Genomic DNA, 24901 nt, shown 5'->3' with positions numbered 1-24901 from the left:
GCCATGCCGGTTCTGCTGGACCTCGCCCATGCGCCGACCCTCGATGTACTGCTGGCCGGCGCCGATACCCGGGGCCTGGACTGGCGGCTGGAAGGCCATTCCGGGGATAGTCTTCCCCGCATTCGCGGCATCGGCACCCTGTCGGGCGCCGGTCCCGAGGAAGTAAGCTTCCTCTCCAACAAGCGCTACCAGGCGCAATTGTCGGGCACTCGAGCCGCGGCGGTCATCGTGCCGCCCGAGGCCGCCCAGGCGCTGGATGCCCTGCAGCCCCCCGCACCGTTCGTGCGGGTCGTGTGCGCCCATCCCTATCTGCTGTACGCGCGCCTGGCGCAATGGTTCGAGGCCGCCAGCCGGCCCGCCGAGCCCCCCGGCGTGCATGCCACCGCCGTGGTGGCCGATGACGCCGAGCTCGAGCCCGGCGTCAGGGTAGGGCCGCACTGCGTGGTCGAATCCGGCGCGCGTATCGGGCGCGGCACCGTCCTGGGGCCGGGCTGCGTCATCGGACGCGGATCGCAACTGGGGCCGGACTGCCGGCTGCACGCGCGCGTCACGCTATACCACGGCGTGCGCGTGGGCGCGCGGGCCATCATCCACAGCGGCGCCGTGCTGGGCGCGGACGGGTTCGGTTTCGCGCCCGATCCGTCGCTGGGCAAGGGCGCCTGGACCAAGATCTCGCAGCTGGGCGGCGTCCTGGTGGGCGACGACGTCGAGATCGGCGCCAACACCACCATAGATCGCGGCGCCATCGACGACACCACGCTGGGCGACGGCGTCAAGCTGGACAACCAGATCATGATCGCGCACAACGTGCGCATCGGTGCGCATACCGCCGTGGCGGCGTGCGTCGGCGTGGCGGGTTCCACGGTCATCGGCCAGCGCTGCACCATCGGCGGCGCATCGATGCTGTCGGGCCATCTCACGCTGGCCGACGACGTGCACATCTCGGGCGGCACGGCTGTTACGTCCAACATCTCCAAGCCGGGCCAATATACGGGCGTGTATCCTTACGCCGAACACGGCCAATGGCAGCGCAACGCTGCGGTCGTTTCCCAGCTGGCTCAGCTGCGCCAGCGGATACGGGCCCTGGAAAAAGATTCGTCGGCGTAGCCGGCCGGACCGCGAAGACGCTACGCGGGAACGGTCGCGCATGCGCCGCCACCATCATCGACCAAGCAGGAAAGAGAAAGACATGGAACTCGACATCATGGGGATTATGAACCGGTTGCCGCATCGCTATCCGATGCTGCTGATCGACCGGGTGCTGGAGATGGTGCCGGGCAAATCCATAGTCGCGATCAAGAACGTGTCGATCAACGAACCGTTCTTCACCGGCCACTTTCCGCACCATCCCGTCATGCCCGGCGTCCTCATCATCGAGGCCATGGCGCAGGCCTCGGCGCTGTTCTCGTTCTCGGACGAAGAGGGCGGCCTGAAGTGCGACGGCGCCAAGACCGCCTACTACCTGGTGGGCGTGGACGGCGCCCGCTTCCGCCGTCCGGTCGTGCCGGGCGACCAGCTGCGCCTGGAAGTCGAAGCCGAGCGTCTGAGCCGCAGCATCTGCAAATATCAGGGGCGCGCGCTGGTCGACGGCCAATTGGTCGCCGAAGCCAAGCTGATGTGCGCGATCCGCAGCCTGGAAGACTAAATGTCCGGAAACATCCATCCCACGGCCATCGTCGACCCTGCCGCGCAGGTCGACGCATCGGCGCGCATCGGCCCGTACAGCGTGGTGGGGCCGAACGTCACCATCGGCGCGGGCACCGAGATCGGGCCGCACTGCGTGATCGATGGGGTGACGACGATCGGCCGCGACAACCGCTTCTACCGGTTCTGTTCCATCGGCGGCATGCCGCAGGACAAGAAGTACAGCGGCGAGCCGACCCGGCTGGTCATCGGCGACCGCAACACGGTGCGCGAGTTCACGACGTTCAACACCGGCACGGTGCAGGACGGTGGCGTGACGACGATGGGCAATGACAACTGGATCATGGCCTACGTGCACGTGGCGCACGACTGCCATATCGGCAGCAACACCATCCTGGCCAATTCCGTGCAATTGGGCGGCCACGTCCACGTGGGCGATTGGGCCATCGTGGGCGGCCTGACCGGCGTGCACCAGTTCTGCAAGATCGGTGCGCACAGCATGACGGGCGGCAACAGCTCGCTGATGCAGGATACGCCGCCCTACGTGCTGGGCGCGGGCAATCCGTGCCGCCCGGTGGGCATCAATGTCGAGGGCCTGAAGCGCCGTAATTTCAGCGCCGCGACGATCTCGGCGCTGCGCGACGCCTACAAGGCCATCTACCGCCGCGGCCTCACGCTCGACCAGGCCTGCGCCGAACTGCGCGCCCGCCAGCAGGCCGAACCCGAAGTCGCCCCGCACCTGCAGGTCATGCTCGACTTCATCGACGCGTCGACGCGGGGACTGATCCGGCCATGAGCCGGGCGGCGGCGCGCCCACCGGGCGAATCCTCGCGAGGCGGCAGCCCCGTCATCGGCATGGTGGCGGGCGAGCCGTCCGGCGACCTGTTGGCCGGACGCATCATCGCGGGCCTGCGCCAGCGCGAGCCGGGCGCCGCGTTCCAGGGCATCGGCGGTCCGCACATGCATGAGCAGGGCCTGGCCACGTGGCATCCCATGCATGCGCTGACGGTCTTCGGCTACGTCGACGCCCTCAAGCGCCTGCCGGGTCTGCTGGCGACCTATCGCGACGTGCGCGAGCGCTGGCTGGCGCAGCCGCCGGCTGTGTTCGTGGGCATCGACGCGCCCGATTTCAACCTGCGCCTGGAACACCGCCTGCGCGAGGCTGGCACCCCCACCGTGCACTTCGTCGGCCCGTCCATCTGGGCCTGGCGCTATGAGCGCATCAACAAGATCCGCGAATCGGTATCGCACATGCTGGTGCTGTTCCCGTTCGAGGAAGAGATCTACCGCAAGGAACGCGTGCCCGTTACCTACGTGGGCCATCCGCTGGCGGGCGCGATCCCCATGCAGCCCGACCGCGAGGCGGCCCGCCGCCGCCTGGGAATCGACCCGCAGGCGCGCGTGCTGGCCATTCTGCCGGGCAGCCGCGGCTCCGAGATCCGGCTGATGGGGCCGCGCTTCCTGCAGGCCGCGCAGGGGCTGCTGCGCCGCGATCCCGCGCTGCAATGCATCGTGCCCATGGTGAACGAACAACGGCGCGCCGAATTCGAGGCCCTGCTGGCCCGCCATCCGGTGCCCGGGCTGCGCTGCATCATGGCCGAACCCCAATCCAACGGGCAGGCCGGCCAGCCCATCGCGTGGTCGGCGATGGAGGCGGCCAACGCCGTGCTGGTCACCAGCGGCACGGCCACCCTGGAAACCGCGCTGTACAAGCGGCCGATGGTCATCTCTTACGTGCTGTCGCCGTGGATGCGCCGTATCATGGCGTGGAAGTCGGGGCAGCAGCGTCCGTATCTGCCCTGGGTGGGGCTGCCCAACGTGCTGCTGCGCGATTTCGCGGTGCCGGAACTGCTGCAGGACGACGCCACGCCGCAGGCGCTCGAGGCAGCCACCTGGGCCGCGCTTACCGACGACGCCCAGGCGGCCCGCATCGAGGCCCGCTTCACGGCGCTGCACCAGGACCTGCTGCGCGACACGCCGGCCCTGGCCGCGCAAGCCATACTCGAGGTGGCGCATGGCGCAACCTGACCTGTTCGGCGAACTCGCCCCGCTGCCCGCCGTCATCTGCGGCGTGGACGAGGCCGGCCGTGGCCCGTTGGCCGGGGCCGTGTATGCGGCCGCGGTCATCCTGGATCCCGATTGCCTGGTGGACGGCCTGGCGGATTCCAAGGTACTGCTGGCCGAACGCCGCGAAGAACTGGCCGAACAGATCAAGCGCTGCGCGCTGGCCTGGAGCGTGGCCTTCGCCACGGTGCAGGAAATCGATACGCTGAACATCCTGCGCGCCACGCTGCTGGCCATGCAGCGGGCGGTACAGGGCCTGGCCATGGCGCCGCAACTGGCGATGGTGGACGGCAACCAGGCGCCGCACCTGTCCTGCGCGGTGCAGACCGTCATCAAGGGCGATGCCACGGTGCCCGCCATCTCGGCGGCCTCCATACTGGCCAAGACCGCGCGCGATGCCGATCTGCTGCGGCTGCACAGCCTGTATCCGCAGTACGGTTTCGATCGCCACAAGGGCTACGGCACACCGCAGCACCTGGACGTGCTGCGCCGCTACGGACCGTGTCCCGAACACCGGCGCAGCTTCGCGCCCATCCGGGACTTCGGTGCCGAACCATGCGTCACCTGACCTCGCGCGACAACCCCGTCGTCAAGGCCCTGCGCAAGGTCGCTACGGGCCACGGCCGGCGCGGCGAGCCCGTGCTGCTGGACGGCGTGCACCTGTGCCAGGCCTGGCTGGACCACTACGGCGCTCCGCAGCAGGCGGTGTTCGATGCCGAACGCCTGGAGCGCCCCGAATTGCGCACGCTGGCCGGGCGATTGCCCGAATCGGTCTGCATCGCGCTGGACACCCGCGCGATGCGCGACATCGCCAATGTCGAAAGCGGGCAGGGCGTGGTGTTCGCCGTGCGTCCGCCCGAGCCGACGCTGCCCGACCGGCTGGACGAGACCTGCGTACTGCTGGATCGCATCCAGGACCCAGGTAACGTAGGCACGCTGCTGCGCACCTGCGCGGCCGCAGGCGTGCGGCGCGTGCTGATGGCCACGGGCACGGCGGCCGCCTGGTCGCCCAAGGTGCTGCGCAGCGGCCAAGGCGCGCATTTCGCGCTGCAGATCCACGAGCACGTCGACCTGGCCGGCCTGCTGGCCCGGCTCGACGTACCGCTGGTGGCCACCGCGCTGGACGGTTCGCAAGACCTGTACGACGCCGAGCTGCCGCCGCGCTGTGCGTGGGTGTTCGGACATGAAGGACAAGGCGTGGCCGGCGAACTGCTGGACGCCGCTGCGCTGCGGGTACGCATCGACCACGATGCCCGCGCCGTGGAGTCGCTGAACGTGGGCGTGGCGGCCGCGATCTGCCTGTTCGAGCAGCGGCGCCGGCTGCGCGGCAAAGGCTAGCACCGCAAGCCGCCGGCCGCCTCCGGCGCCGCTTGCGCCGAGGCGCGACCCTTCGATCGCCGCCGCCGGCGCAGCGCGCTGCTTTCAGCGGTTCAGCCGCACCTCTTGCAGCACCGTCGTGGCGATCTCTTCGATCGACTTGGTGGTGGTGGACAGCCACGAGATGCCCTCGCGGCGCATCATGCGCTCGGCTTCGGCCACTTCGTAGCGGCATTGTTCGAGCTCGGCATACTTGCTGTTGGGCCGACGCTCGTTGCGCACCTTGGACAGGCGCTCGGGCTGGATGGACAGGCCGAACAGCTTCTCGCGATAGGGCGCGATGGTGGCGGGCAGGACGCCGCGCTCGAAGTCGTCGGGCGTCAACGGATAATTCGCCGCCTTCACCGCGTACTGCATGGCCAGGTACAGGCTGGTGGGGGTCTTGCCGCAGCGCGAGACGCCCACCAGGATGACGTCGGCCTGGTCCAGCTGGCGGATGAACTGGCCGTCGTCGTGCGCCAGGCTGAAGTTGATGGCGTCGATGCGCTGCGTGTAGCGCTCGGAGTCGGCCGCCATGTGCGAACGCCCGATGGAATGGCTCGACTTCAATCCCAGCGCCTGCTCGATGTGGCTGACGAAGGTGCCGAACAGGTCGAGGAAGATGCCGTTGGCCTGGCGCACGCGCGACAGGATGTCGGGATTGACCAGCGTGCTGAACACGATGGGCGGCACGCCGGTTTCCTGCGCGTTCTGGTCGATGCGCTGGGCGACGTCTTCGGCTTTGGCCAGCGTGTCTATGAACGGCACGCGCACGGAGCGGAAGCGCACCTGGTCGAACTGCGCCAGCACGGAGTTGCTGAAGGTCTCGGCGGTGATGCCGGTGCTGTCCGAAACGATGTAGACGGTGCGAAGTGGGGACGTGTCATTCATGTGTAAAAAAATCCAACCATGTCGGGGAGTTGAGAGCCGCGTAAGGGTACAATCTGCCCCCTATAAGTCACCCCAAGGGCATCCGAGGCCGGTTTGGTCAGCGCAGGGTTTTTCTGTCCTGACCAAACTCGCTTTCTCTCCATTGTAAAAGGTGACTTCAATGTCGTACGTCGTTTCGTTCGAGCAGCTCCGCATGACGGATGTGGACTCGGTAGGAGGCAAGAACGCATCTCTCGGTGAAATGATCAGCCAGCTGGCCGGCGCGGGCGTCCGCGTGCCGGGCGGCTTCGCCACCACCGCGCAGGCCTTCCGCGACTTCCTCAAGGCGTCCGGGCTCGACCGGCGCATCGCCGAGCGACTGTCCACGCTCAATCCCGAAGACGTACGCGAACTGGCCCTGGCCGGCGCCGAGATCCGCCAGTGGATCGTCGACGCCCCGTTCTCGCCCGAATTCGAAAAGCAGATCCGCGACGCCTTCGCCGGCCTGGATGCCGACGGCAAGGGCTCGTTCGCCGTGCGCTCGTCGGCCACCGCCGAAGACCTGCCCGACGCCTCGTTCGCCGGCCAGCAGGAAACCTTCCTCAACGTCGTCGGCATCGAGGACGTGCTGGACAAGATCCGCCACGTGTTCGCGTCGCTGTACAACGACCGCGCCATCTCGTATCGCGTGCACAAAGGCTACGCGCATGCCGAGGTGGCCCTGTCGGCCGGCGTGCAGCGCATGGTGCGCTCGGACAAGGGCAGCGCCGGCGTGATGTTCACCATCGACACCGAATCGGGCTTCAAGGACGTGGTGTTCATCACCTCGTCGTACGGCTTGGGCGAGACCGTGGTGCAGGGCGCCGTGAATCCCGACGAGTTCTACGTGTTCAAGCCCGCGCTTGAAAAGGGCGACTACTCCATCGTCAGCCGCCGCATCGGCTCCAAGCTGATCAAGATGGAGTTCGACCCCGAGCGCACCGAGGGCCGTGCCGTGCGCACCGTCGACGTGCCGGTGTCCGAGCGCAATCGCTACTCGCTGACGGACGACGAAGTGGCCGAGCTGGCGCGCTACGCGGTCATCATCGAGCAGCACTACAAGCGCCCCATGGACATCGAATGGGGCCGCGACGGCGTGGACGGCAAGATCTACATCCTCCAGGCGCGTCCCGAGACGGTGAAGTCGCAGCAGACCAACGCCGACGTGCAGCAGCGCTATCGCCTGAAGGCCACGGGCACGGTGCTGGTCACCGGACGCGCCATCGGCCAGAAGATCGGCTCGGGTCCGGTGCGCATCGTGGCAGACGTGTCCGAGATGGACAAGGTTCAGCCTGGCGACGTGCTGGTCACCGACATGACCGACCCCAACTGGGAGCCGGTGATGAAGCGCGCCTCGGCCATCGTCACCAACCGCGGCGGCCGCACCTGCCACGCGGCCATCATCGCGCGTGAACTGGGCATCCCGGCCGTGGTCGGCTGCGGCGAAGCCACCGACGTGTTGAAGGAAGGCCAGGCCGTCACCGTGTCCTGCGCCGAGGGCGACGAAGGCCGCATCTACGACGGCCTGATCGAGACCGAGGTCGAGGAAGTGCGCCGCGGCGAGATGCCGCCGCTGGACCTGAAGATCATGATGAACGTCGGCAACCCGCAGCTGGCCTTCGACTTCGCGCAGATTCCCAACGGCGGCGTGGGCCTGGCGCGTCTCGAGTTCATCATCAACAACAACATCGGCATCCACCCCAAGGCGGTGCTGGACTACCCGAACGTCGACAGCGAGCTGAAGAAGGCCGTCGAATCGGCCGCGCGCGGCTACGCCAGCCCGCGTGCCTTCTTCGTCGAGAAGCTGGCCGAGGGCATCGCCACCATCGGCGCGGCGTTCTGGCCCAAGCCCGTCATCGTGCGCCTGTCCGACTTCAAGTCGAACGAGTACCGCAAGCTGGTGGGCGGCTCGCGCTACGAGCCCGAGGAAGAGAACCCCATGCTGGGCTTCCGCGGCGCGTCGCGCTATATCGCCGCCGACTTCGACGAGTGCTTCCGCATGGAGTGCGAGGCGCTGAAGAAGGTGCGCGACGAAATGGGCCTGACCAACGTCGAGATCATGGTGCCCTTCGTGCGCACGCTGGGCCAGGCCGCCAAGGTGGTCGACCTGCTGGCCGCCCACGGCCTGAAGCGCGGCGAGAACGGCCTGAAGCTGATCATGATGTGCGAGGTGCCTTCCAACGCCATCCTGGCCGAGCAGTTCCTCGAATACTTCGACGGCTTCTCGATCGGATCGAACGACATGACCCAGCTGACCCTGGGCCTGGACCGCGACTCGGGCATGGAGCTGCTGGCCGCCGACTTCGACGAGCGCGACGAGGCGGTCAAGTTCATGCTGCAGCGTGCCATCCAGGCGTGCCTGAAGGCCGGCAAGTACGTGGGCATCTGCGGCCAGGGCCCCAGCGACCATCCCGACTTCGCGCAGTGGCTGAAGGACGAGGGCATCCTGTCCATGTCGCTCAACCCGGACACCGTGGTCGATACCTGGCAGAAGCTGGCGGCGAAGTAAGCGGTCGATCGGGGCAGGCGGCGGTACGCCGCCGGCCGCATGGCCCGCCATCCAGGACCCCGCCGGTTACAGCGGGGTTTTCTTTTGGTCGTGAGGAATGTGCTCGGGAACGCGCCCGGGCACGGCCACGCATCGGCCGTCCTGCGAGCCGTGTGAGCGCGTGCGATTCTGCCTGCAGGCGGGCCGACGCGCCTCAACTTCCGGACGGCGCGCGCCCCGATTCCGCCACCGACTGCTTCAGCAGGCGCACGAAGCGCTGCACGTGCGCACCGGGCCGGTCGAAGCGCGAGCGAGCCAGGCTGAGCGTCAGAGGAATGGCTTCGCGCAGCGGACGGGCCACGATGCCTGGCCAGCGCGAGCCGCCCACCGAGAACTCGTCCACCACCGCCACGCCTGCGCCTGCGCGCACCAGCGCGCAGGCCTGCTCGGCGCGCGGGATCTCGATGCGTGGCCGCCATTCCACGCCGGCCTTCTGCAAGGCGGCCGCCATCAGCTGGCCGAACGGAATGCCGCGGTTGTACAGCACCATGGGATGGCGGGCCAGTTCGGCCAGGCCGACGTCGGGCTGTGCCGCCAGCGCATGGCCCGCCGGCAGGATGCACACCATGCGGCCGGTAAGAAAGGGCTCCACCACCAGATTGGGATGGTCGATGGGCAGCACCGACACGGCCAGTTCGGCCTTGCGGGCCAGCAGCTCGTGCGGCATGTCGGCCAGCAGGGTGGTGTGGTATTTGATGCGCACGTCGGGGTAAGCCTCGCAGTAGCGCGCGATCACGGGCGGCACGAGGTCCAGCGCCAGGGATGGGCTGGAACACAGCGTCATCGCGCCCTCGTGGCGCGAGGCCAGGTCGCGCGCGAACTCGTCGACGCGCAGCGCGTCCTCGAACAGCGGGGCCACTTCGCGGAACAGAAGCTCGGCCTCGGCCGTGGGCGTCAGCTTGCCGCGGTCGCGGTAGAAGAGTTTCAGCGACAGGCTTTGCTCGGCATGCGCGATGAGCCGGCTGATGGCGGGCTGCGACACGAACAGCAGCTTGGCCGCCCCGTTCATCGAGCCGGTGAGCATGACGGCGCGAAAGGCTTCCATGTGCCTCAGGTTGAAGCGCAACGGGCGACTCCGATAATGATTTCTTATATCCCGGAAAAACATAAGCATAAGACGAAAAACAGGTGTTTCCGTAGGATTGCGGGGAAGGGGCAAACGGAAATCGCCCCGTATGCATAAGGAGACTGCATCTTGCAAACCATCGGTTTCGTCGGCCTGGGCATGATGGGCCTGCCCATGCTGGAGAACCTGGCCTCGCGGCTGTCCGCCACCATCCTGGCGTGCGATGCCGACGACGCCCCGTTCGAGACCCTGAAGACGCATCCCGCCTGGGGCCGCACCCTGCGGCGCGCGGCCATCGTCGACATGGCGGACTGCGAGGCCGTGATCACCATGCTGCCCAACAGCAGGATCACCAACGCCGTCATGCTGGGCGGGGAGGGCGCCAAGGGGCTGATCGACGTGCTCGCGCCCGGCGCCGTGCTGATCGACATGGGATCGTCCAATCCCCCCGATACCCAGAACCTGGCCCAGGCCTGCGCAGCACGCGGCCTGCGGCTGGTGGATGCCCCGGTCTCCGGCGCGGTGGTCAAGGCGCGCAACGGCACGCTGGCCATCATGGCGGGCGGGGAGGCGGCCGACGTGGCGCGCGTGCGTCCGCTGCTGGAGACGATGGGCGCCACGCTGATCGCCACCGGCGCGGTGGGCTCGGCGCATGCCATCAAGGCCCTGAACAACTACGTGTACGCCGCCGGCCTGATGGCCGTGTGCGAGGCCCTGGCCATCGCGCAACGCATGTCGCTGGATCCGCAGGTCCTGACGGAGGTGCTCAACGCCTCCAGCGGCCGCAACGTGGCCAGCGAGACCAAGCTGGCGCAGTTCATCATCCCCGAGACCTATGCAGGCGGCTTCGCGCTGGGCCTGATGAGCAAGGACCTGGACACCGCCAGCGGCCTGCAGGCCCATGCCGGCGTGAACGCGCCGCAGCTGTCGCTGTGCGCGCGGCGCTGGCGCGAGGCGCGCGAAACGCTGCCCGCGGGCGCCGACAACACCGAGATCTTTCGCCTGGTTCGCGACGGCGCGCTCGCGGGCCGCAACGCCTAGCATCCGTTCATTTTCTGAATTGCCGTACGCGACCGCGCCCTCCCGGGCGCGGCGCATGGCCACACCCGCGCGTTCGCAGAAACGCCGCATTCCAAACCGAGGAGACGACTCATGAAGCAGATCCTGGCCGCCCTTTGCCTGGCCGCGGCGCCCTTGCTGGCGTCAGCCGCCTATCCCGACCGCCCCGTGCGCATGATGGTGCCGTTCCCGCCCGGCAGCATCACCGACGTGGTGGCGCGCAGCCTGGCCGAATCGATGGCGCGCGACCTGGGCCAGCCCGTCGTCGTGGAGAACAAGGCCGGCGCCAACGGCATCATCGGCACGCAGGATGCCACCAAGAGCGCGCCCGACGGCTACACCGTCGTGGTGGTGGGCGTGACCACCGCGGCCAGCAACGTCAGCCTGTTCAAGCAACTGCCGTACGACCCGCGCCGCGACCTGGCGCCGATCGGCGCGGTCGCCGAGACGCCGTACCTGCTGGTGGGAGCGCTCGACGCCCCGGGCAAGACCGTGGGCGAGCTGTTCGAGTACGGCCGCCAGCATCCCGACTCGCTGACCTTCGCGTACGGGTCCGGCAGCGCGCAGGTGTTCGCCGCCAAGCTGGCGGACATGGGCAGGATGAAGGTGACGCCGGTGTCATACCGGGGTGGCCCCCAGGCGCTGACCGACGTCATGGGTGGCATCGTCGACCTGACCTTCACCGACTTCGCCAACGGCCTGCAGCAGGCCCGGGCCGGCCGAGTGAAGGCCTATGGCGTCAGCACGGGCGAGCGCTTCGCGCTGGCGGCCGATCTGCCCACGTTGGCTGAAAGCGGCGCGCCCGGCTTCGACCTGACCGTTTGGTTCGGCCTGATGGCGCCCGCGGGCCTGCCCGCCGATGTACAGCAGCGGCTGGCCAAGGCTTTGAACGCCGCGCTGGAAGACCCTCAGCTGGTCAAGCGCTACGAAGGCCAGGGCCTGACCGTGAAGAAACAATCGCCGCAGGAATTCGGCCGCTTCGTCAACGAAGAAGTCGACAAGTGGGCCAGCATAGTCAAGCAAGCCGGCATCCCGCCCCAATGATCCCATTTCCGACCCGATAACCCGGAGCCATCACGATGAGCCTGATCGCCATCCGCAAACGCCACCTGATCGTCGAGACCACCTACCACGAGAACGGCCCCGCGCCGGACCGCCCGCTGAAGCTGGCGGCCGCCTGCGCGGTGATCCGCAACCCCTACGCGGGCCGCTACGAACCCGACCTGATGCCTTTCATGGCCGAGTTGCGTACGCTGGGGCGCAGCCTGGCCGAGGAACTGGTCGAGGTGATCGGCGGCAAGGATCGCGTCGAGGTCTACAGCAAGGCCGCCATCGTCGGCATCAACGGCGAGATGGAGCACGGCGCCGTGTGGCACGAAGCGGGCGGCTGGGCCATGCGCTCGGTGCTGGGCGAGCCCAAGGCCATGGTGCCGGCGGTGAAGGCCGTGGCCAGCGCAGGGTATCGCGTGATGGTGCCCGTGCACTACGTCCACGCCTCGTACGTGCGCAGCCACTTCAACAGCATCGAGATCGGCATCCAGGACGCGCCGCGCCCGGACGAGATCCTGTTCGCGCTGGTGATGGGCGACGGCGGCCGGGTGCACTCGCGGCTGGGCGGCCTGCTGAAGGAAGCCGTCAGCGTGAACGACGGGCAGCGCTGAGCGGGTTCATGAAGGGGCCCGGCCGCCCTTGCGGCCACGGTCGCCTGACAGGCGGAGCGAGCCGCCGCGCAGACGCGAGGCTCAGCCCGCCGCGCAGGCTCGCAGGAAGCGCCGCACCAACGAGCCGGACTCAGGCGTGGGGCGCACGGCCTGGCGCAGCGCCGCGGCGTCGATGTGTTCGCGGGCGTAGGGTTCGGCATACAGCGCGACCATGTCGCTGATGAAGTCCGCCCCGAACTCGGGATGGAATTGCGTGCTGTAGCAGGCCGGGCCCCACGCGACCATCTGGTGCGCGTCCTTGTCGGAGCGCGCCAGCACCCGCGCGCCCGCAGGCAGCGACAGCACGGTCTGCAGATGCACCGTCTGCGCGGGAAAGGTGTCGGGCAGCCCTTGCAGCAGGGCATCTTCCCGCCCGGCCGGCGTCAGCGTGATGGCCTGGGTGCCGACTTCGCGGCCGGCGGGGTTGTCGCCCACCTGACCGCCCAGCGCATGGGCGAGCAACTGATGGCCGTAGCAGATGCCGAACACGGGCAGCCCCTCGGCCCGCGCGTCGCGCAGCCACTGCGCGGTGTCTTCGCTCCAAGGCTCGCGGTCGGTGACCATGGCGGGCGAACCCGTGATCAGCGCGGCCCGATACCGCGGCGGCGCCAGCGGCCGTTCGCCGCGGAACACCGCGACGATCTGACTCTGCTCGGGCGCGAGGCCCGCCGCCACGCGCAGTTGTTCTCCATAGCCGCCATGGCTCGCCCGCAGCGATTCGTCGGGATCGCCGGTGTGCAGGATGAGGACGGGCAGGGACGCGGACGGCGGCTGGTTCATGGCGATGCGGCGGTCGGGAAAGACTGGAGGACAGGGCGTGGCACGATCGCGCCGATGATAATGCATGCGCCCGCGCGCTCGCCGCCGCGGCGCCTCGGACGGTCGCGTCACGGCGTGATCCCCGGGAAATCCGTACAATCCGCTGTGTTTTCACCCGCGCGGAGCACTGGCGATGTGGATTTGGTTCGGACTGGCAGCGCTTGCGCTCATCGGTGAAGTCATGACCGGCACGTTCTATCTGTTGCTGGTGGCGCTGGGCCTGGCGGGTGGCGGCATCGCGGCCGCCCTCGGCATGGCGGTGCAGTGGCAGTTGGTGGCCTGCGGCGCGGTCGCGCTGGTGGGGCTGGCCGTGCTGCGCGGCACGGGCATACTGAAGAAGCGCGAGGTCGACGCCGCGCGCAATGCCGACGTCAACCTCGACATCGGCCAGGCCGTGCAGGTCGAGGAATGGTCGTCGTCCGGCACGGCGCGCGTGTGGTATCGCGGCGCGCATTGGCAGGCCGAGCTGGCCGCGGGGGAAACGGCCGCACCGGGTCCCTATGTGATCGCCGAAATGCGCGGCACCCGGCTGGTGCTGGCGCGCAAGCGCTGATCGGCGCGGCCGCACGCCTGTCCGGCGCCGCCGGCTTACTTTCCCAGAAGGAGCTTTACCGATGATGTTCGACCCTTCAACCATCTTCCTGATCATCGTCGTTTTCCTGGCGCTGCTGATCATCATCCGCGCCATCGCCATCGTGCCGCAGCAGCACGCATGGGTGGTCGAGCGGCTGGGCAAGTTCGACCGCGTGCTGTCGCCCGGCCCGGGCTTCGTCATTCCGTTCGTCGAGCGCGTCTCGTACAAGCACTCGCTGAAGGAAATCCCGCTGGACGTGCCCAGCCAGGTCTGCATCACGCGCGACAACACGCAGCTGCAGGTGGACGGCGTGCTGTATTTCCAGGTCACCGACCCGATGCGGGCCTCGTACGGTTCGTCCAACTACATCACCGCCATCACGCAGTTGGCCCAGACCACGCTGCGCTCGGTCATCGGCAAGCTGGAACTCGATCGCACGTTCGAGGAACGCGAATTCATCAACAGCACCATCGTGGCCTCGCTGGACGAGGCGGCGCTGAACTGGGGCGTGAAGGTGCTGCGCTACGAGATCAAGGACCTGACGCCGCCCAACGAGATCCTGCGCGCGATGCAGGCGCAGATCACCGCCGAGCGCGAGAAGCGCGCGCTGATCGCGGCTTCCGAAGGGCGGCGCCAGGAGCAGATCAACATCGCCACCGGCGAGCGCGAGGCCGCCATCGCGCGCTCCGAGGGCGAGAAGCAGGCGCAGATCAACCAGGCCCAGGGCGAGGCCGCCGCCGTGCTGGCGATCGCCGAGGCCACCGCGCGCGCCATCACGCAAGTGGGCGAGGCCGTGCGCCAGCCCGGCGGCATGGAAGCCGTGAATCTGCGCGTGGCCGAACGCTATGTCGAGGCTTTCGGCGAAGTCGCCAAGGAAGGCAATACGCTGATCCTGCCGTCGAACCTGTCGGACGTCGGGGGGCTGGTGGCCTCGGCCATGACCATCGTCAAGGCCACCCGCAACCCGTGAGCGGACGCCGGACGGCGGTGCGTCGATGCTGGCTCCGGTCAACCTCCTGGTCATCATGGCGCTGGCTACCGCCATCTGCCTGGCCGTGCTGGGTTCGCTGGCGCGAAGCGGCGTGCCCGGCATACGGGAGGCGGTGTGGGCCAACGTGCTGGTCATCGGCTCGCTGTTCAGCTTCACGCTGCAGGCCAGCGGCGGTCCGGCGTGGATCAGCATCCTGCTGTCCAACCTGCTGATCTCGGCGGGCTATTGCCTGTACTACGCCGGCGTCTGCCGCTTCCTGGGGCAGGACGCGCCGGCGCGCCTGCTGGCCATGGGTGTGGCGCTGCTGATGGCGGCCATCGCGCTGTTCTGGTATGTGTGGCCGTCCACGAACATCCGCATCATCGCCGCCTCGCTGCTGCACATGCTGATCAGCCTGGGCCTGGCCGCCGCGATATGGCGCGCGCTGCCGACGGTGCGGTCGCGCTACAGCTACCTGTTCACCTTCGGCATCGCGGTGCTGGCCACGCTGGGCTATGCGCTGCGCATCGCCGTCTACGCGACCGGCGTGGAAGACGCCCGCGCGCTGCTGCAGCCTACCTGGTGGAACGTCGCGTTCCTGACGCTGGGCGTCATGGTCATGCCCAGTCTCACGCTGGGCCTGATCATGATGATCCACGACCGCATGCTGGGCGATCGCGAGCGCGAGGCCAACACCGACTTCCTGACCGGCCTGCTGACGCGCAAGGCCTGGTGGCGCGAGGCGCTGCGGCTGCATGCGCGGGCCGGGCGCGGCGGACTTCCGCTGACGCTGCTGACGGTCGACATCGACTATTTCAAGCAGATCAACGACGTGCACGGTCACGCCGCGGGCGACGCGGTGCTGCAGCACTTCGCGCGGGTGGTCGGCGGGGTGCTGCGGGCGGGCGACGTAGTCGGGCGCGTGGGTGGGGAGGAGTTCTCGGTGGCGCTGCCGGATACGTCGTTGACGCAGGCACGGCAGGTGGCGCAGCGCCTGATGCAGGCCCTGCGCGAGACGCCGTGCTTCTACGAAGGCCGTATGCTGACCTGTACGGTCAGCGGCGGACTGGCGCAGTGCGGGATGGAAGAGTCGCTGGAATCGGCCAGCCGGCGCGCCGACCAGGCGCTGTACGCGGCCAAGGCGGGCGGCCGCGACTGTCTGGTGACGGCCCCGCCGCAAGGCCATGGACCGTGATGCGCGGGCGCGTCAGTCGTCGCGACGGGCACGGCGCGTGTCGTGCTTCATGACGCGGTCTTTCTCGCGCTGCCAGTCTTTCTCGCGCGCAGTGTCGCGCTTGTCGTACAGCTTCTTGCCGCGCCCCAGCGCGAAATCGAGCTTGATGCGGCCATTCTTGTAGTGCAGGTTCAGCGGCACCAGCGTGTAGCCGCGCTGCTCGACCTTGCCGATCAGCTTGCTGATCTCTTCGGCGTGCAACAGCAGCTTGCGGGTGCGCATGGCATCGGGATGGATGTGCGTGGAAGCCGTGGCCAGCGGGCTGACGTGCATGCCCAGCAGGTAGATCTCGCCCTCGCGGACGATGACGTAGCTTTCCTTGAGCTGCACGCGGCCCGCCCGGATGGCCTTGACCTCCCATCCTTGCAGGGCAATGCCGGCCTCGTAGCGGTCTTCGATGAAATAATCGTGCGAGGCCTTGCGGTTGTCGATGATGCTCATGTGGGGCGATGCGCGGGGGGTACGGCAGAGAAGATGGGCGGCAGGCGGGACACGGCGTAGCGATGGCTTACGCCGGGGTAACGATATCAGGTCCGCGGTACCGGTAAAATCTGATCATTCTAGCCATTTGCCATAGTCGATGCACACAGTCCAGCGTTCCGTTCTCGTACCGTATTCGGCGTCCCAGATGTTCGACCTGGTGGCCGACGTGGAAAAGTATCCGGAGTTCATGCCCTGGTGCGGCGGCGCCGAGGTGCAGTCGCGCGACGAAAAGGGCATGCAGGCCACCATCACCATCAGCCTGGCCGGCCTGAAGCAGCGCTTCACCACGCGCAACACTCACGACTATCCCAACCGCATCAATCTCGAACTGGTCGACGGCCCGTTTTCGCGCCTGGTGGGCAACTGGCAGTTCCAGGCCCTGGCCGAGGACGCCTGCAAGGTGCTGTTCACCCTCGAGTACGCCTTCTCCAACCGTGCGCTCGAGATGGTGGTGGGGCCGGTGTTCAACCGCATCGCCACCAGCTTCATCGACTCGTTCACCAAGCGCGCCCAGGCCCAGTATGGAGAATGACGCGGACCCCGCCGGCCTGCGCGTGCAGGTGTGCCATGCCGGCGCCCAGGGTGTCTGGCTGCGCGAGCTGACGGTGCCGGTCGGCGCCACGGCCGCGCAGGCGCTGCAGGCCAGCGGGTTCGCCCAGGACTTTCCCGGCGTCGACCCGTGGCGGCTGGGCGTAGGCATCTTCGGCCGCGCCTGCGCGCCGGAGACGGTGCTGGCCGAGGGAGACCGGGTGGAGATCTATCGCGCGCTTACCTTCGACCCGAAGGAATCGCGGCGCCGGCGCGTCGAACACCGCCGCGCGCGTGCCGCCGCGCAGGGCAGGGAACGGCCGCCGGGACTGCTGTAGTCCGTCGCGCCGCGCGCGGCCCGGCTGCCCGCCCACGCGGATTGTCATTCGCAGGACAAAACCGGGCGCCGCTTCCGGCGTAAGATGGCGGCGTTGAGGTGACGTTTACGTCAACGTCACATGTTGACGCGATTCCGCGGCCGGCAGCGTTCACGATGCGGTCGCACACCCATAAGACCATACGACATCGGAGACCGCCGTGGACCTGGAACTGACCGACGAACAGCGCGCTTTCGCGCAAGCCGCCCGCGACTACGCGCAGGGCGAACTGGCCCCTCATGCGGCGCGCTGGGACGAGGAAGGCATCTTCCCGCGCGAGGCGTTCGCGCGGGCGGGCGAGATGGGCTTCTGCGCCATCTACGCCAGCGAAGAGATCGGCGGCCTGGGCCTGCCGCGCCTGGACGCCACGCTGGTATTCGAGGAGATGGCGGCCGTCGATCCTTCCACGACCGCGTTCCTCACCATCCACAACATGGCGACGTGGATGGTGGGCCGCTGGGGCCAACCCGAACTGCGCGCGGCCTGGGGACCGCTACTGTCCAGCGGCCAGAAGCTCGCCTCGTACTGCCTGACCGAGCCGAACGCCGGTTCGGATGCCGGATCGCTGGGCACGCGCGCCGAACGCGACGGCGACGACTATCTGATCAGCGGCGCCAAGGCATTCATCTCGGGCGGCGGCGACACCGACCTGCTGGTGGTGATGGCGCGCACGGGCGGGCCCGGTCCGGGCGGCGTCAGCGCCTTCGCCGTGCCGGCCGACACGCCGGGCATCAGCTATGGCCGCAAGGAGCAGAAGATGGGCTGGAACAGCCAGTCCACCCGGCCCATCACTTTCGAGAATGTGCGCGTGCCGGCCAGTCATCTGCTGGGCGCCGAGGGCGAGGGTTTCAAGATCGCCATGAAAGGCCTGGACGGCGGGCGCATCAACATCGCGACGTGCTCGGTCGGCGCCGCGCAGGGCGCGCTGGACGCCGCACGCCGTTACATGGACGAGCGCCGCCAGTTCGGCCGCCGCCTGGCCGAGTTCCAGGCCCTGCAGTTCAAGCTGGCGGACATGGCGACCCACCTGGTGGCCTCGCGCCAGATGGTGCGGCTGGCCGCGTGCAAGCTGGACGGCGGCTCCCCGGACGCCACCACGTATTGCGCCATGGCCAAGCGCTTCGCCACCGACATGGGCTTCCAGATCTGCCTGGACGCGCAGCAACTGCATGGCGGATATGGTTACTTGCGTGACTATCCACTGGAGCGTCTGGTGCGCGATACTCGCGTACACCAGATTCTGGAGGGCACGAACGAGATCATGCGCGTGATCGTGGCCCGCCAACTTCTAGAAAAAGGAGTCGATATCAGATGAACGCCCCCGTGCTCTTCGAGGAACGCTTTACCGACACCGGGATGCGCCTGGGCGTGGCCACGCTGAACGCCCCCCAGACGCTCAATGGCCTGTCGCTCGAGATGGTCGATCTGCTGGATGGCCAGCTGCGCGCCTGGGCGTCGGACAACTCGGTAGTGCTGGTGATCCTGCAAGGCGCGGGCGAGAAGGCCTTCTGTGCCGGCGGCGACCTGCACGGCCTGTACCGCAGCATGCGCGAGCATGCCGGCCAGGGCGCGTGGGCCAACACCTATGCGCGCACGTTCTTCGAGCACGAGTATCGGCTGGACTATCTGATCCACAGCTATCCCAAGCCCCTGCTGTGCTGGGGGCGCGGCATCGTCATGGGCGGCGGCGTGGGGCTGATGATGGGAGCGAGCCATCGCGTGGTCAGCACCGACGCGCGCCTGGCCATGCCCGAGATCTCCATCGGCCTGTTTCCCGACGTGGGCGCCAGCTGGCTGCTCAACCGCATGCCGGGACGCATCGGCCTGTTCCTGGCGCTGACCGGCGCGCAACTGAACGCGTCCGACGCGTTCTATGCGGGCATGGCGGATTTCCGCCTCGATCCGGCCGACTGGCCTCGCTTCTGCGAGGCCCTGCTGCACCAGCCCTGGGCGGGCGGCCCCGGGCAGGGGCTGGCGCCGCGCTCCATGAACGACGGCCTGCTGCGCCAGACGCTGTTGGCCCACGAGCCGGCCCAGCCGCTCGAGCCCGGACCGCTGCGCCAGCATTCGTTCCTCATCAACAGCATCTGCGGCGAACTGAAGCTCGAATCCATCTACGAAGAACTCGCCGAACTGAAGCACCACGAGGATCCGTGGCTGGCGCGCGCCGCGACGACCATGCTGGCCGGGTCGCCGGGGTCGGCGCGCCTGGCCTATGCGCTGCAGCAGCACACCAAGCTGCGCACGCTGGACGACGTGTTCCGCATCGAATACGTGGCGGCGCTGGCGTGCGTTGCCCATGGCGACCTGGCCGAGGGCATCCGCGCGCTGCTGATCGACAAGGACAAGTCGCCGAAATGGAGTCCGGCGACGCTGGCCGAGGCCAGCCCGGCCTGGGTGCAGAAGTTCTTCGACGAGCCCTGGCCGCAGGACCAGCCGCATCCGCTGGACGATCTGGGCAAAGCCTGACCTCACCCGACACCGCTGCACCATCCCGACAAAAAATCACGAGGAGACAAGCATGAGCAGCATCGCATTCATCGGCCTGGGCAACATGGGCGCCCCCATGGCGCTGAACCTGGTCAAGGCCGGCCACCACCTGACGGTGTACGACCTGGTGCCCGCCGCCGTGCGGACGCTGACCGACGCCGGCGCGCGGGCGGCCGCCTCGGCCCACGAGGCCGTCGACGGCGCGGAGGTGGTCATCACCATGCTGCCCGCCAGCAAGCACGTCGAAAGCCTGTACCTCGAAGACGATCTGCTGGCGCGCATCGATCCCAGCAAACTGGTGATCGACTGCAGCACCATCGCCCCGGATTCGGCGCGCAAGGTCGCGGCCGCGGCCCAGGCGCGCGGACTGGCCATGGTGGACGCCCCGGTGTCGGGCGGCACGGCCGGCGCGGCGGCCGGTACGCTGACCTTCATCGTGGGCGGCACGGACGAGGCATTGGCGCGTGCGCGGCCGGTGCTTGAGCAGATGGGCAAGAACATCTTCCATGCCGGTCCGTCCGGCGCGGGGCAGGTGGCCAAGATCTGCAACAACATGCTGTTGGGCATCCTGATGGCGGGTACGTCCGAGGCGCTGGCGCTGGGCGTGGCCAATGGCCTCGACCCAAAAGTGCTGTCGGACATCATCGCCAAGAGTTCGGGCCGCAACTGGGCGACCGAGCTGTACAACCCCTGGCCCGGCGTGATGCCGAACGTGCCGGCCTCGAAGGATTATGCCGGCGGCTTCGGCGTGGACCTGATGCTGAAAGACCTGGGCCTGGCCGCCGAGGCGGCGCTGGCCGCGCGTGCCGCCGTGCCCCTGGGCGAGCTGGCGCGCAACCTGTATGCACTGCACAGCCAGGGCGGCAACGGCAAGCTGGATTTTTCCAGCATCGTGCGCCTGTACGGACACAAGGCGCCATGACCGGCGCGGCGGCGGTGTCGGCCGAGCTGGCCGAGCGCGTGCAGGCCAGCTTCGCGCGCCAGGGCGTCATGGGTTTCATCGGCGCCGAACTGCGGGTGCTGGCGCCGGGAAAGGTGGAGATCCGCGTGCCGTACCGGCCAGAACTGTCACAGCAGAACGGCTTTCTGCATGCCGGCATCTCCACCACCATCGCCGACAGCGCGGGCGGCTACGCGGCCTACAGTCTGTTCGAGCCCGGAGAGGACGTGCTGACCTCGGAGTTCAAGATGAACTTCCTGGCGCCGGCGGCCGGCGATCACTACGTAGCCACCGGTACGGTGCTGAAGCCCGGCCGGCGGCTGACGGTGTGCCAGGCCGAGGTGCACGCGTGGCGCGGCGGGCAGGCGACGCTGTGCGTGGTGGGATTGATGACCACGGTGCGCGTCACGCCGCGCTGAGCGCCGCTTATACTGCGTACGCGCCGGCCGGCCTGATGCCGCGGGCGCAACACGATGCCATCAAAAGAACACCATCGCATCTTCCGCATCGGCTGGCTGCGCGCCGCCGTGCTCGGCGCCAACGACGGGATCGTTTCCACGGCGAGCCTCATTGCCGGCGTCGCGGCGGCGCATCCCAGCCATTCGGCCATCCTGGCCGCGGGCCTGGCCGGCCTGGTGGCCGGCTCGTTGTCGATGGCGGCTGGCGAGTATGTCTCGGTCCGCAGCCAGGCCGACACCGAGGCCGCCGACCTGCAGCTGGAGGTCCGGTCGCTGCGCGGAAACCCCGTGCAGGAGCTGGATGAACTGACCGGGATCTATGTGGCGCGCGGACTGGCGCCGGACCTGGCCCGCGAGGTCGCGCGCCAGCTGATGCGTCATGACGCGCTGGATGCGCACGCGCGCGACGAACTGGGCATTTCCGCGTACCACCGCGCCAGGCCCATCCAGGCCGCGGTCGCCTCGGCGGGCTCGTTCGCGGCGGGCGCCGCGCTGCCGCTGCTGGTGTCGGCGCTGGCGCCGACGACGCATCTGATCGTCAGTGTCGGCGTGGCTTCGGTGGCCTGTCTGGGTGTGCTGGGAGCGGTGGCGGCGCGCGCGGGCGGAGCGCCCATGGGGCGGGCCAGCGTGCGCGTGATGCTGCTGGGCGCCCTGGCGGTCGGCGTGACGGCGGGCGTGGGGTCGCTGTTCGGGGTGGCGGTGTAGCGCGCAGGGCATGACGTGCAGACCGTGATCTGCGCACGTGCGCGGCGGGGCGCGGCCGGAAAGATGCGGCTCGGAACCCCCGCCAGATGCGGTCAGTCGGCCGCCGTCAGCGCGTACGGCAACGGCATCACCGCGATGCGCGGACCGTCGGGCGCGCCCAGGCGTAGGTCGCCATCGGGCAGCGACGCCAGGGTGGTCTCGAACAGCAGCGACACGCCCACGTGCCGGGCTGCGTCGACCACGCGTCCGCAAGGCTCTCCCGGCTGCGCCGCATCGTACACGTCGACGCCCGCCAGTTCCTGGGCGCCGCAGCCGTTCTGCAGCTGGCCGTAGGCCATGCGCCGCTTCACGGTGCCGCGGTAGTGGCTGCGCGCCACGACTTCCTGCCCCGGATAGCAGCCTTTGGTGAAGCTGACGCCGCCGGCGAGGTCGAGGTTGACCGTCTGCGGGATGAACAGGTCCTGGGTGGCGCTGCCGATCCAGGGCAGCCCGGCCGCCAGGTCGGCGGCCTGCCACTGCGCCGGTTCGGCGCGCGCCAGCAACTGCGCCAGCGCCGCCGCCTGCTGCAATTGCGCGTCGTCCGCGATCCACCACCAGCGCAGGCAGTTCTCGGCCGAGGAGGGCGCCGCGATCCACGTGCCGGCGGGCAGCTCGGCGCGTTGCCATGCGACCGTCGGCAGGGCGCCGCCACAGGCGTCTTCCAGGGCGGGCAGCTGGTCGGCATTGCATTGCACGCCGGCCACGTGCAGCGGCGCGCGCGACAGCTTGACCTTGGCGCGCAGGACAAACATGGACAGGCGCTTCAACAGCGCATCCGCCAGGTCATCGCGCACCAGGGCGTACAGGCGGGGCTGGGTGTGGGCCGCGGTGGAGGCCGAGGCCCCAGCGACCGAGTCCGCGACCGCGCCGGCGCCTTCCACAGCCGAGGCCGGGCCCGTCCGCCACATCACCATCGTGGCCAGGAGGCGGCCCTTGGCGGTGCAGTAGCCGGCCAGGCGCGCGGCGTCGTCGGGCAGGCCTGTCACGTCCTGCGTGAGCTGGCCGTGCAGAAAAGTCAGGGCATCGTCTCCGGCCGCGGCCAGGACGCAGAAGCCGGGCAGCGGCGCGCACAGCGGCGAACCTTCGGCGCCCAGCGGAATCGAATCGTAGAAAGCGTGCATGGTGAGATCGATGGTGGCGGAAGCTCCGCCGTTGCTGGCCCGCGCTTGCAGGCAAAGCCCCATGATACGCCGGGGACGGACGCCGTCGCCGCAAGCCCTTGCCGATATCAGGGGCGGAGCGGGCCGCAGCGGCTTGCCGATCCATTAAACTCCTGCCAGCCATGAGAATCCGATTTCGCTATCTATTCCTGCTGTTCGTGCTGCTGCCGCTGGTGGCCGCCGCGGTCGCCGCGGGCCTGGCCTGGCGCTGGGCCCACGAGCCCGTGCCGCTGGCGGGCGAACGCGTCGACTTCGTCGTCCAGCCCGGCAGCACGCCCCGCGCGGTGGCGCGCACGCTGGCCGAGGCCGGCATTCCGGTCTGGGAGGAGGGCTTCGTCTGGATGGCGCGCCTTACCGAGCAGGACACGCTGATCAAGGCCGGCGGCTACGAGGCCAAGCAGGGCGACAGCCCGTGGCTGTTGTTGCGGCGGCTGGCGCGCGGCGACATGTCGCAGCGGCAGGTCACCTTCGTCGAGGGCTGGACGTTCCAGCAGATGCGCAACGCGCTGCGCAATCACCCCGACGTCAAGCAGACCCTGGACGACGTCAGCGACGAGGCGTTGATGCAGCGGCTGGGCGCCGCCATCCCCCATCCCGAGGGCATGTTCTTCCCCGACACCTACGTGTTCACCGCGGGCAGCACCGATTTCGACATCCTGCGCCGCGCCTACCAGGCCGGCGAGCAGGTACTGCAGAAGGCCTGGGCCGAGCGCGCGCCCGACCTGCCGCTGGCCACGCCCTACGAGGCGCTGATCCTGGCTTCCATCATCGAGAAAGAAACCGGCGACGGCGCCGACCGCGCCCGCATCAGCGGCGTGTTCATCAACCGCTTGCGCCGCGGCATGCTGCTGCAGACCGACCCCTCGGTGATCTACGGCATGGGCGCGGCGTACGACGGCCGCATCCGCAAGCGCGACCTGCAGACCGACACGCCCTGGAACACCTACACCCGGCCCGGCCTGCCGCCCACGCCCATCGCCGCGCCCGGCCGCGCGGCGCTGCGGGCGGCCATCCAGCCCGAATCGCACACCTTCCTGTACTTCGTCTCGCGCGGCGACGGCACCAGCGAATTCGCCCGTAACCTGGGCGACCACAATCGCAACGTCTCGCGCTTCATCCTGGGGCAGCAGAACCGATGAGCGAGCTGCATACCGCCCGTGGGCGATTCATCACCCTCGAAGGGGTGGACGGCGCCGGCAAGAGCACGCATGCCGGCTGGCTGGTGGACGCCCTGCGCGCGGCCGGCCACACCGTGCTGGCCACGCGCGAGCCGGGCGGCACGCCGCTGGGCGAGCGGCTGCGCGAACTGGTGCTGCACGAGCCCATGCAACTCGAGACCGAGACGCTGTTGATGTTCGCCGGACGGTGCGAGCACGTGCGCACGGTCATCGAGCCGGCGCTGGCCCGCGGCACCTGGGTGGTCTGCGACCGGTATACCGACGCCACCTATGCCTACCAGGGCGGGGGGCGCGAGCTGGGCGTCGCCCGCGTCGCGGCGCTCGAGCAATGGATGCAGCCTGGCCTGCAACCCGACCGCACCTGGCTGTTCGACGTGCCGCCCGAGGTGGCGCGCCAGCGCCTGGCCGCCAGCCGCGATCCCGACCGCTTCGAGCGCGAGGCCCAAGCCTTCTTCGAACGCGTGCGCGCCGCATACCATGAGCGCGCGCTTGCACATCCGCAGCGGGTGCGCGTCATCGACGGCAGCCGGCCGGTCGAGCAGGTGCGCGCGCAGCTGCAGGCCGAGCTGGACGACCTGCTGGAGCAGGCGCGATGACCGG

At 68.9% G+C, this 24901-nt stretch carries 27 protein-coding genes; 22 read left to right on the top strand and 5 right to left on the bottom strand.

Annotated features, from left to right (window positions below; all coding sequences use genetic code 11):
• Positions 1-3 precede the first annotated feature (3 nt).
• The 6 genes from lpxD to CAL15_RS07645 all read left to right on the top strand — a co-directional run bounded on the left by lpxD (position 4) and on the right by CAL15_RS07645 (position 5046).
• A complete protein-coding gene (gene lpxD / locus CAL15_RS07670) occupies positions 4-1107 on the top strand; it encodes a UDP-3-O-(3-hydroxymyristoyl)glucosamine N-acyltransferase (protein ID WP_086078032.1) in 1104 nt (367 codons plus the stop codon).
• Between the two features lie 82 nt (positions 1108-1189).
• Entirely contained in the window at positions 1190-1645 is a 456-nt protein-coding gene (fabZ, locus tag CAL15_RS07665; RefSeq protein ID WP_086078031.1) for a 3-hydroxyacyl-ACP dehydratase FabZ, read from the top strand.
• A complete protein-coding gene (gene lpxA / locus CAL15_RS07660) occupies positions 1646-2440 on the top strand; it encodes an acyl-ACP--UDP-N-acetylglucosamine O-acyltransferase (protein WP_086078030.1) in 795 nt (264 codons plus the stop codon).
• Entirely contained in the window at positions 2437-3672 is a 1236-nt protein-coding gene (gene lpxB / locus CAL15_RS07655) for a lipid-A-disaccharide synthase (protein ID WP_086078029.1), read from the top strand. The genes lpxA and lpxB overlap by 4 nt, the downstream gene beginning before the upstream one ends.
• Positions 3659-4276 (top strand): ribonuclease HII, encoded by a 618-nt coding sequence (rnhB, locus tag CAL15_RS07650; protein WP_086078028.1) that lies wholly within the window; start codon positions 3659-3661, stop codon positions 4274-4276. The genes lpxB and rnhB overlap by 14 nt, the downstream gene beginning before the upstream one ends.
• Positions 4264-5046 (top strand): TrmH family RNA methyltransferase, encoded by a 783-nt coding sequence (locus tag CAL15_RS07645; protein WP_086078027.1) that lies wholly within the window; start codon positions 4264-4266, stop codon positions 5044-5046. The genes rnhB and CAL15_RS07645 overlap by 13 nt, the downstream gene beginning before the upstream one ends.
• An 84-nt stretch (positions 5047-5130) precedes the next feature.
• Here the strand turns inward: CAL15_RS07645 and ppsR are convergent, their stop codons facing one another.
• Positions 5131-5955 (bottom strand): posphoenolpyruvate synthetase regulatory kinase/phosphorylase PpsR, encoded by an 825-nt coding sequence (gene ppsR / locus CAL15_RS07640; RefSeq protein WP_086078026.1) that lies wholly within the window; start codon positions 5953-5955, stop codon positions 5131-5133.
• 160 nt (positions 5956-6115) lie between these two features.
• On the opposite strand from ppsR, the gene ppsA reads away from it, so the two are divergent.
• Positions 6116-8482: a phosphoenolpyruvate synthase gene (gene ppsA, locus CAL15_RS07635; protein WP_086078025.1), complete on the top strand. Its 2367-nt coding sequence runs from the start codon at positions 6116-6118 to the stop codon at positions 8480-8482.
• A gap of 193 nt (positions 8483-8675) precedes the next feature.
• Here ppsA and CAL15_RS07630 read toward each other — a convergent pair whose 3' ends face one another.
• The gene (locus CAL15_RS07630) at positions 8676-9566 is read right to left on the bottom strand and encodes a LysR family transcriptional regulator (RefSeq protein ID WP_198299172.1); all 891 of its coding nucleotides are present in this window, start codon (positions 9564-9566) and stop codon (positions 8676-8678) included.
• A gap of 147 nt (positions 9567-9713) precedes the next feature.
• Here CAL15_RS07630 and CAL15_RS07625 point away from each other — a divergent pair, with 147 nt between their 5' ends.
• The 3 genes from CAL15_RS07625 to CAL15_RS07615 all read left to right on the top strand — a co-directional run bounded on the left by CAL15_RS07625 (position 9714) and on the right by CAL15_RS07615 (position 12307).
• On the top strand, positions 9714-10628 hold the full coding sequence (locus CAL15_RS07625) for an NAD(P)-dependent oxidoreductase (protein ID WP_086078023.1): 915 nt from the start codon (positions 9714-9716) through the stop codon (positions 10626-10628).
• 111 nt (positions 10629-10739) lie between these two features.
• Complete coding sequence (locus CAL15_RS07620; protein ID WP_086078022.1) at positions 10740-11690, top strand: Bug family tripartite tricarboxylate transporter substrate binding protein; 951 nt, start codon at positions 10740-10742, stop codon at positions 11688-11690.
• Between the two features lie 35 nt (positions 11691-11725).
• Positions 11726-12307, top strand: a complete 582-nt coding sequence (locus CAL15_RS07615; protein ID WP_086078021.1) for an amino acid synthesis family protein — start codon at positions 11726-11728, stop codon at positions 12305-12307.
• 81 nt (positions 12308-12388) lie between these two features.
• Here CAL15_RS07615 and CAL15_RS07610 read toward each other — a convergent pair whose 3' ends face one another.
• Entirely contained in the window at positions 12389-13126 is a 738-nt protein-coding gene (locus CAL15_RS07610) for a glutamine amidotransferase (protein WP_086080988.1), read from the bottom strand.
• Between the two features lie 172 nt (positions 13127-13298).
• Between CAL15_RS07610 and CAL15_RS07605 the strand changes: the two genes are divergently transcribed.
• From CAL15_RS07605 to CAL15_RS07595, 3 genes are all read left to right on the top strand, one after another.
• A complete protein-coding gene (locus CAL15_RS07605; RefSeq protein WP_086078020.1) occupies positions 13299-13718 on the top strand; it encodes an NfeD family protein in 420 nt (139 codons plus the stop codon).
• 64 nt (positions 13719-13782) lie between these two features.
• Entirely contained in the window at positions 13783-14709 is a 927-nt protein-coding gene (locus tag CAL15_RS07600) for an SPFH domain-containing protein (protein WP_086080987.1), read from the top strand.
• 25 nt (positions 14710-14734) lie between these two features.
• Entirely contained in the window at positions 14735-15904 is a 1170-nt protein-coding gene (locus CAL15_RS07595) for a GGDEF domain-containing protein (RefSeq protein ID WP_086078019.1), read from the top strand.
• A gap of 12 nt (positions 15905-15916) precedes the next feature.
• Here CAL15_RS07595 and smpB read toward each other — a convergent pair whose 3' ends face one another.
• Complete coding sequence (gene smpB, locus CAL15_RS07590) at positions 15917-16384, bottom strand: SsrA-binding protein SmpB (RefSeq protein ID WP_086078018.1); 468 nt, start codon at positions 16382-16384, stop codon at positions 15917-15919.
• Positions 16385-16523: 139 nt separating this feature from the next.
• On the opposite strand from smpB, the gene CAL15_RS07585 reads away from it, so the two are divergent.
• The 7 genes from CAL15_RS07585 to CAL15_RS07555 all read left to right on the top strand — a co-directional run bounded on the left by CAL15_RS07585 (position 16524) and on the right by CAL15_RS07555 (position 21924).
• A complete protein-coding gene (locus tag CAL15_RS07585; protein WP_086078017.1) occupies positions 16524-16958 on the top strand; it encodes a type II toxin-antitoxin system RatA family toxin in 435 nt (144 codons plus the stop codon).
• Positions 16948-17292, top strand: a complete 345-nt coding sequence (locus tag CAL15_RS07580) for an RnfH family protein (RefSeq protein WP_086078016.1) — start codon at positions 16948-16950, stop codon at positions 17290-17292. The genes CAL15_RS07585 and CAL15_RS07580 overlap by 11 nt, the downstream gene beginning before the upstream one ends.
• A gap of 199 nt (positions 17293-17491) precedes the next feature.
• Positions 17492-18646, top strand: a complete 1155-nt coding sequence (locus CAL15_RS07575) for an acyl-CoA dehydrogenase family protein (RefSeq protein ID WP_086078015.1) — start codon at positions 17492-17494, stop codon at positions 18644-18646.
• Positions 18643-19800, top strand: coding sequence for an enoyl-CoA hydratase/isomerase family protein (locus CAL15_RS07570; protein WP_086078014.1), 1158 nt, complete (start codon positions 18643-18645; stop codon positions 19798-19800). Before CAL15_RS07575 ends, CAL15_RS07570 begins: the two co-directional genes overlap by 4 nt.
• A gap of 52 nt (positions 19801-19852) precedes the next feature.
• The gene (gene mmsB, locus CAL15_RS07565) at positions 19853-20743 is read left to right on the top strand and encodes a 3-hydroxyisobutyrate dehydrogenase (protein ID WP_086078013.1); all 891 of its coding nucleotides are present in this window, start codon (positions 19853-19855) and stop codon (positions 20741-20743) included.
• The gene (locus tag CAL15_RS07560; protein ID WP_086078012.1) at positions 20740-21180 is read left to right on the top strand and encodes a PaaI family thioesterase; all 441 of its coding nucleotides are present in this window, start codon (positions 20740-20742) and stop codon (positions 21178-21180) included. The genes mmsB and CAL15_RS07560 overlap by 4 nt, the downstream gene beginning before the upstream one ends.
• Before the next feature lie 54 nt (positions 21181-21234).
• The gene (locus CAL15_RS07555) at positions 21235-21924 is read left to right on the top strand and encodes a VIT1/CCC1 transporter family protein (protein WP_086078011.1); all 690 of its coding nucleotides are present in this window, start codon (positions 21235-21237) and stop codon (positions 21922-21924) included.
• A 92-nt stretch (positions 21925-22016) separates the two neighbouring features.
• On the opposite strand, the gene ygfZ is transcribed toward CAL15_RS07555, so the two are convergent.
• Positions 22017-23084, bottom strand: a complete 1068-nt coding sequence (gene ygfZ / locus CAL15_RS07550) for a CAF17-like 4Fe-4S cluster assembly/insertion protein YgfZ (protein ID WP_086080986.1) — start codon at positions 23082-23084, stop codon at positions 22017-22019.
• 161 nt (positions 23085-23245) lie between these two features.
• Here ygfZ and mltG point away from each other — a divergent pair, with 161 nt between their 5' ends.
• Both mltG and tmk read left to right on the top strand, forming a co-directional pair.
• A complete protein-coding gene (gene mltG, locus CAL15_RS07545; protein WP_086078010.1) occupies positions 23246-24262 on the top strand; it encodes an endolytic transglycosylase MltG in 1017 nt (338 codons plus the stop codon).
• Complete coding sequence (gene tmk, locus CAL15_RS07540) at positions 24259-24897, top strand: dTMP kinase (RefSeq protein ID WP_086078009.1); 639 nt, start codon at positions 24259-24261, stop codon at positions 24895-24897. The genes mltG and tmk overlap by 4 nt, the downstream gene beginning before the upstream one ends.
• Positions 24898-24901 lie beyond the last annotated feature (4 nt).

Source organism: Bordetella genomosp. 13 (genome assembly GCF_002119665.1).
GTDB lineage: Bacteria > Pseudomonadota > Gammaproteobacteria > Burkholderiales > Burkholderiaceae_B > Bordetella.
Note: the sequence above shows the minus strand (reverse complement) of the source record. Positions and strands in the feature narration are given on the sequence as shown.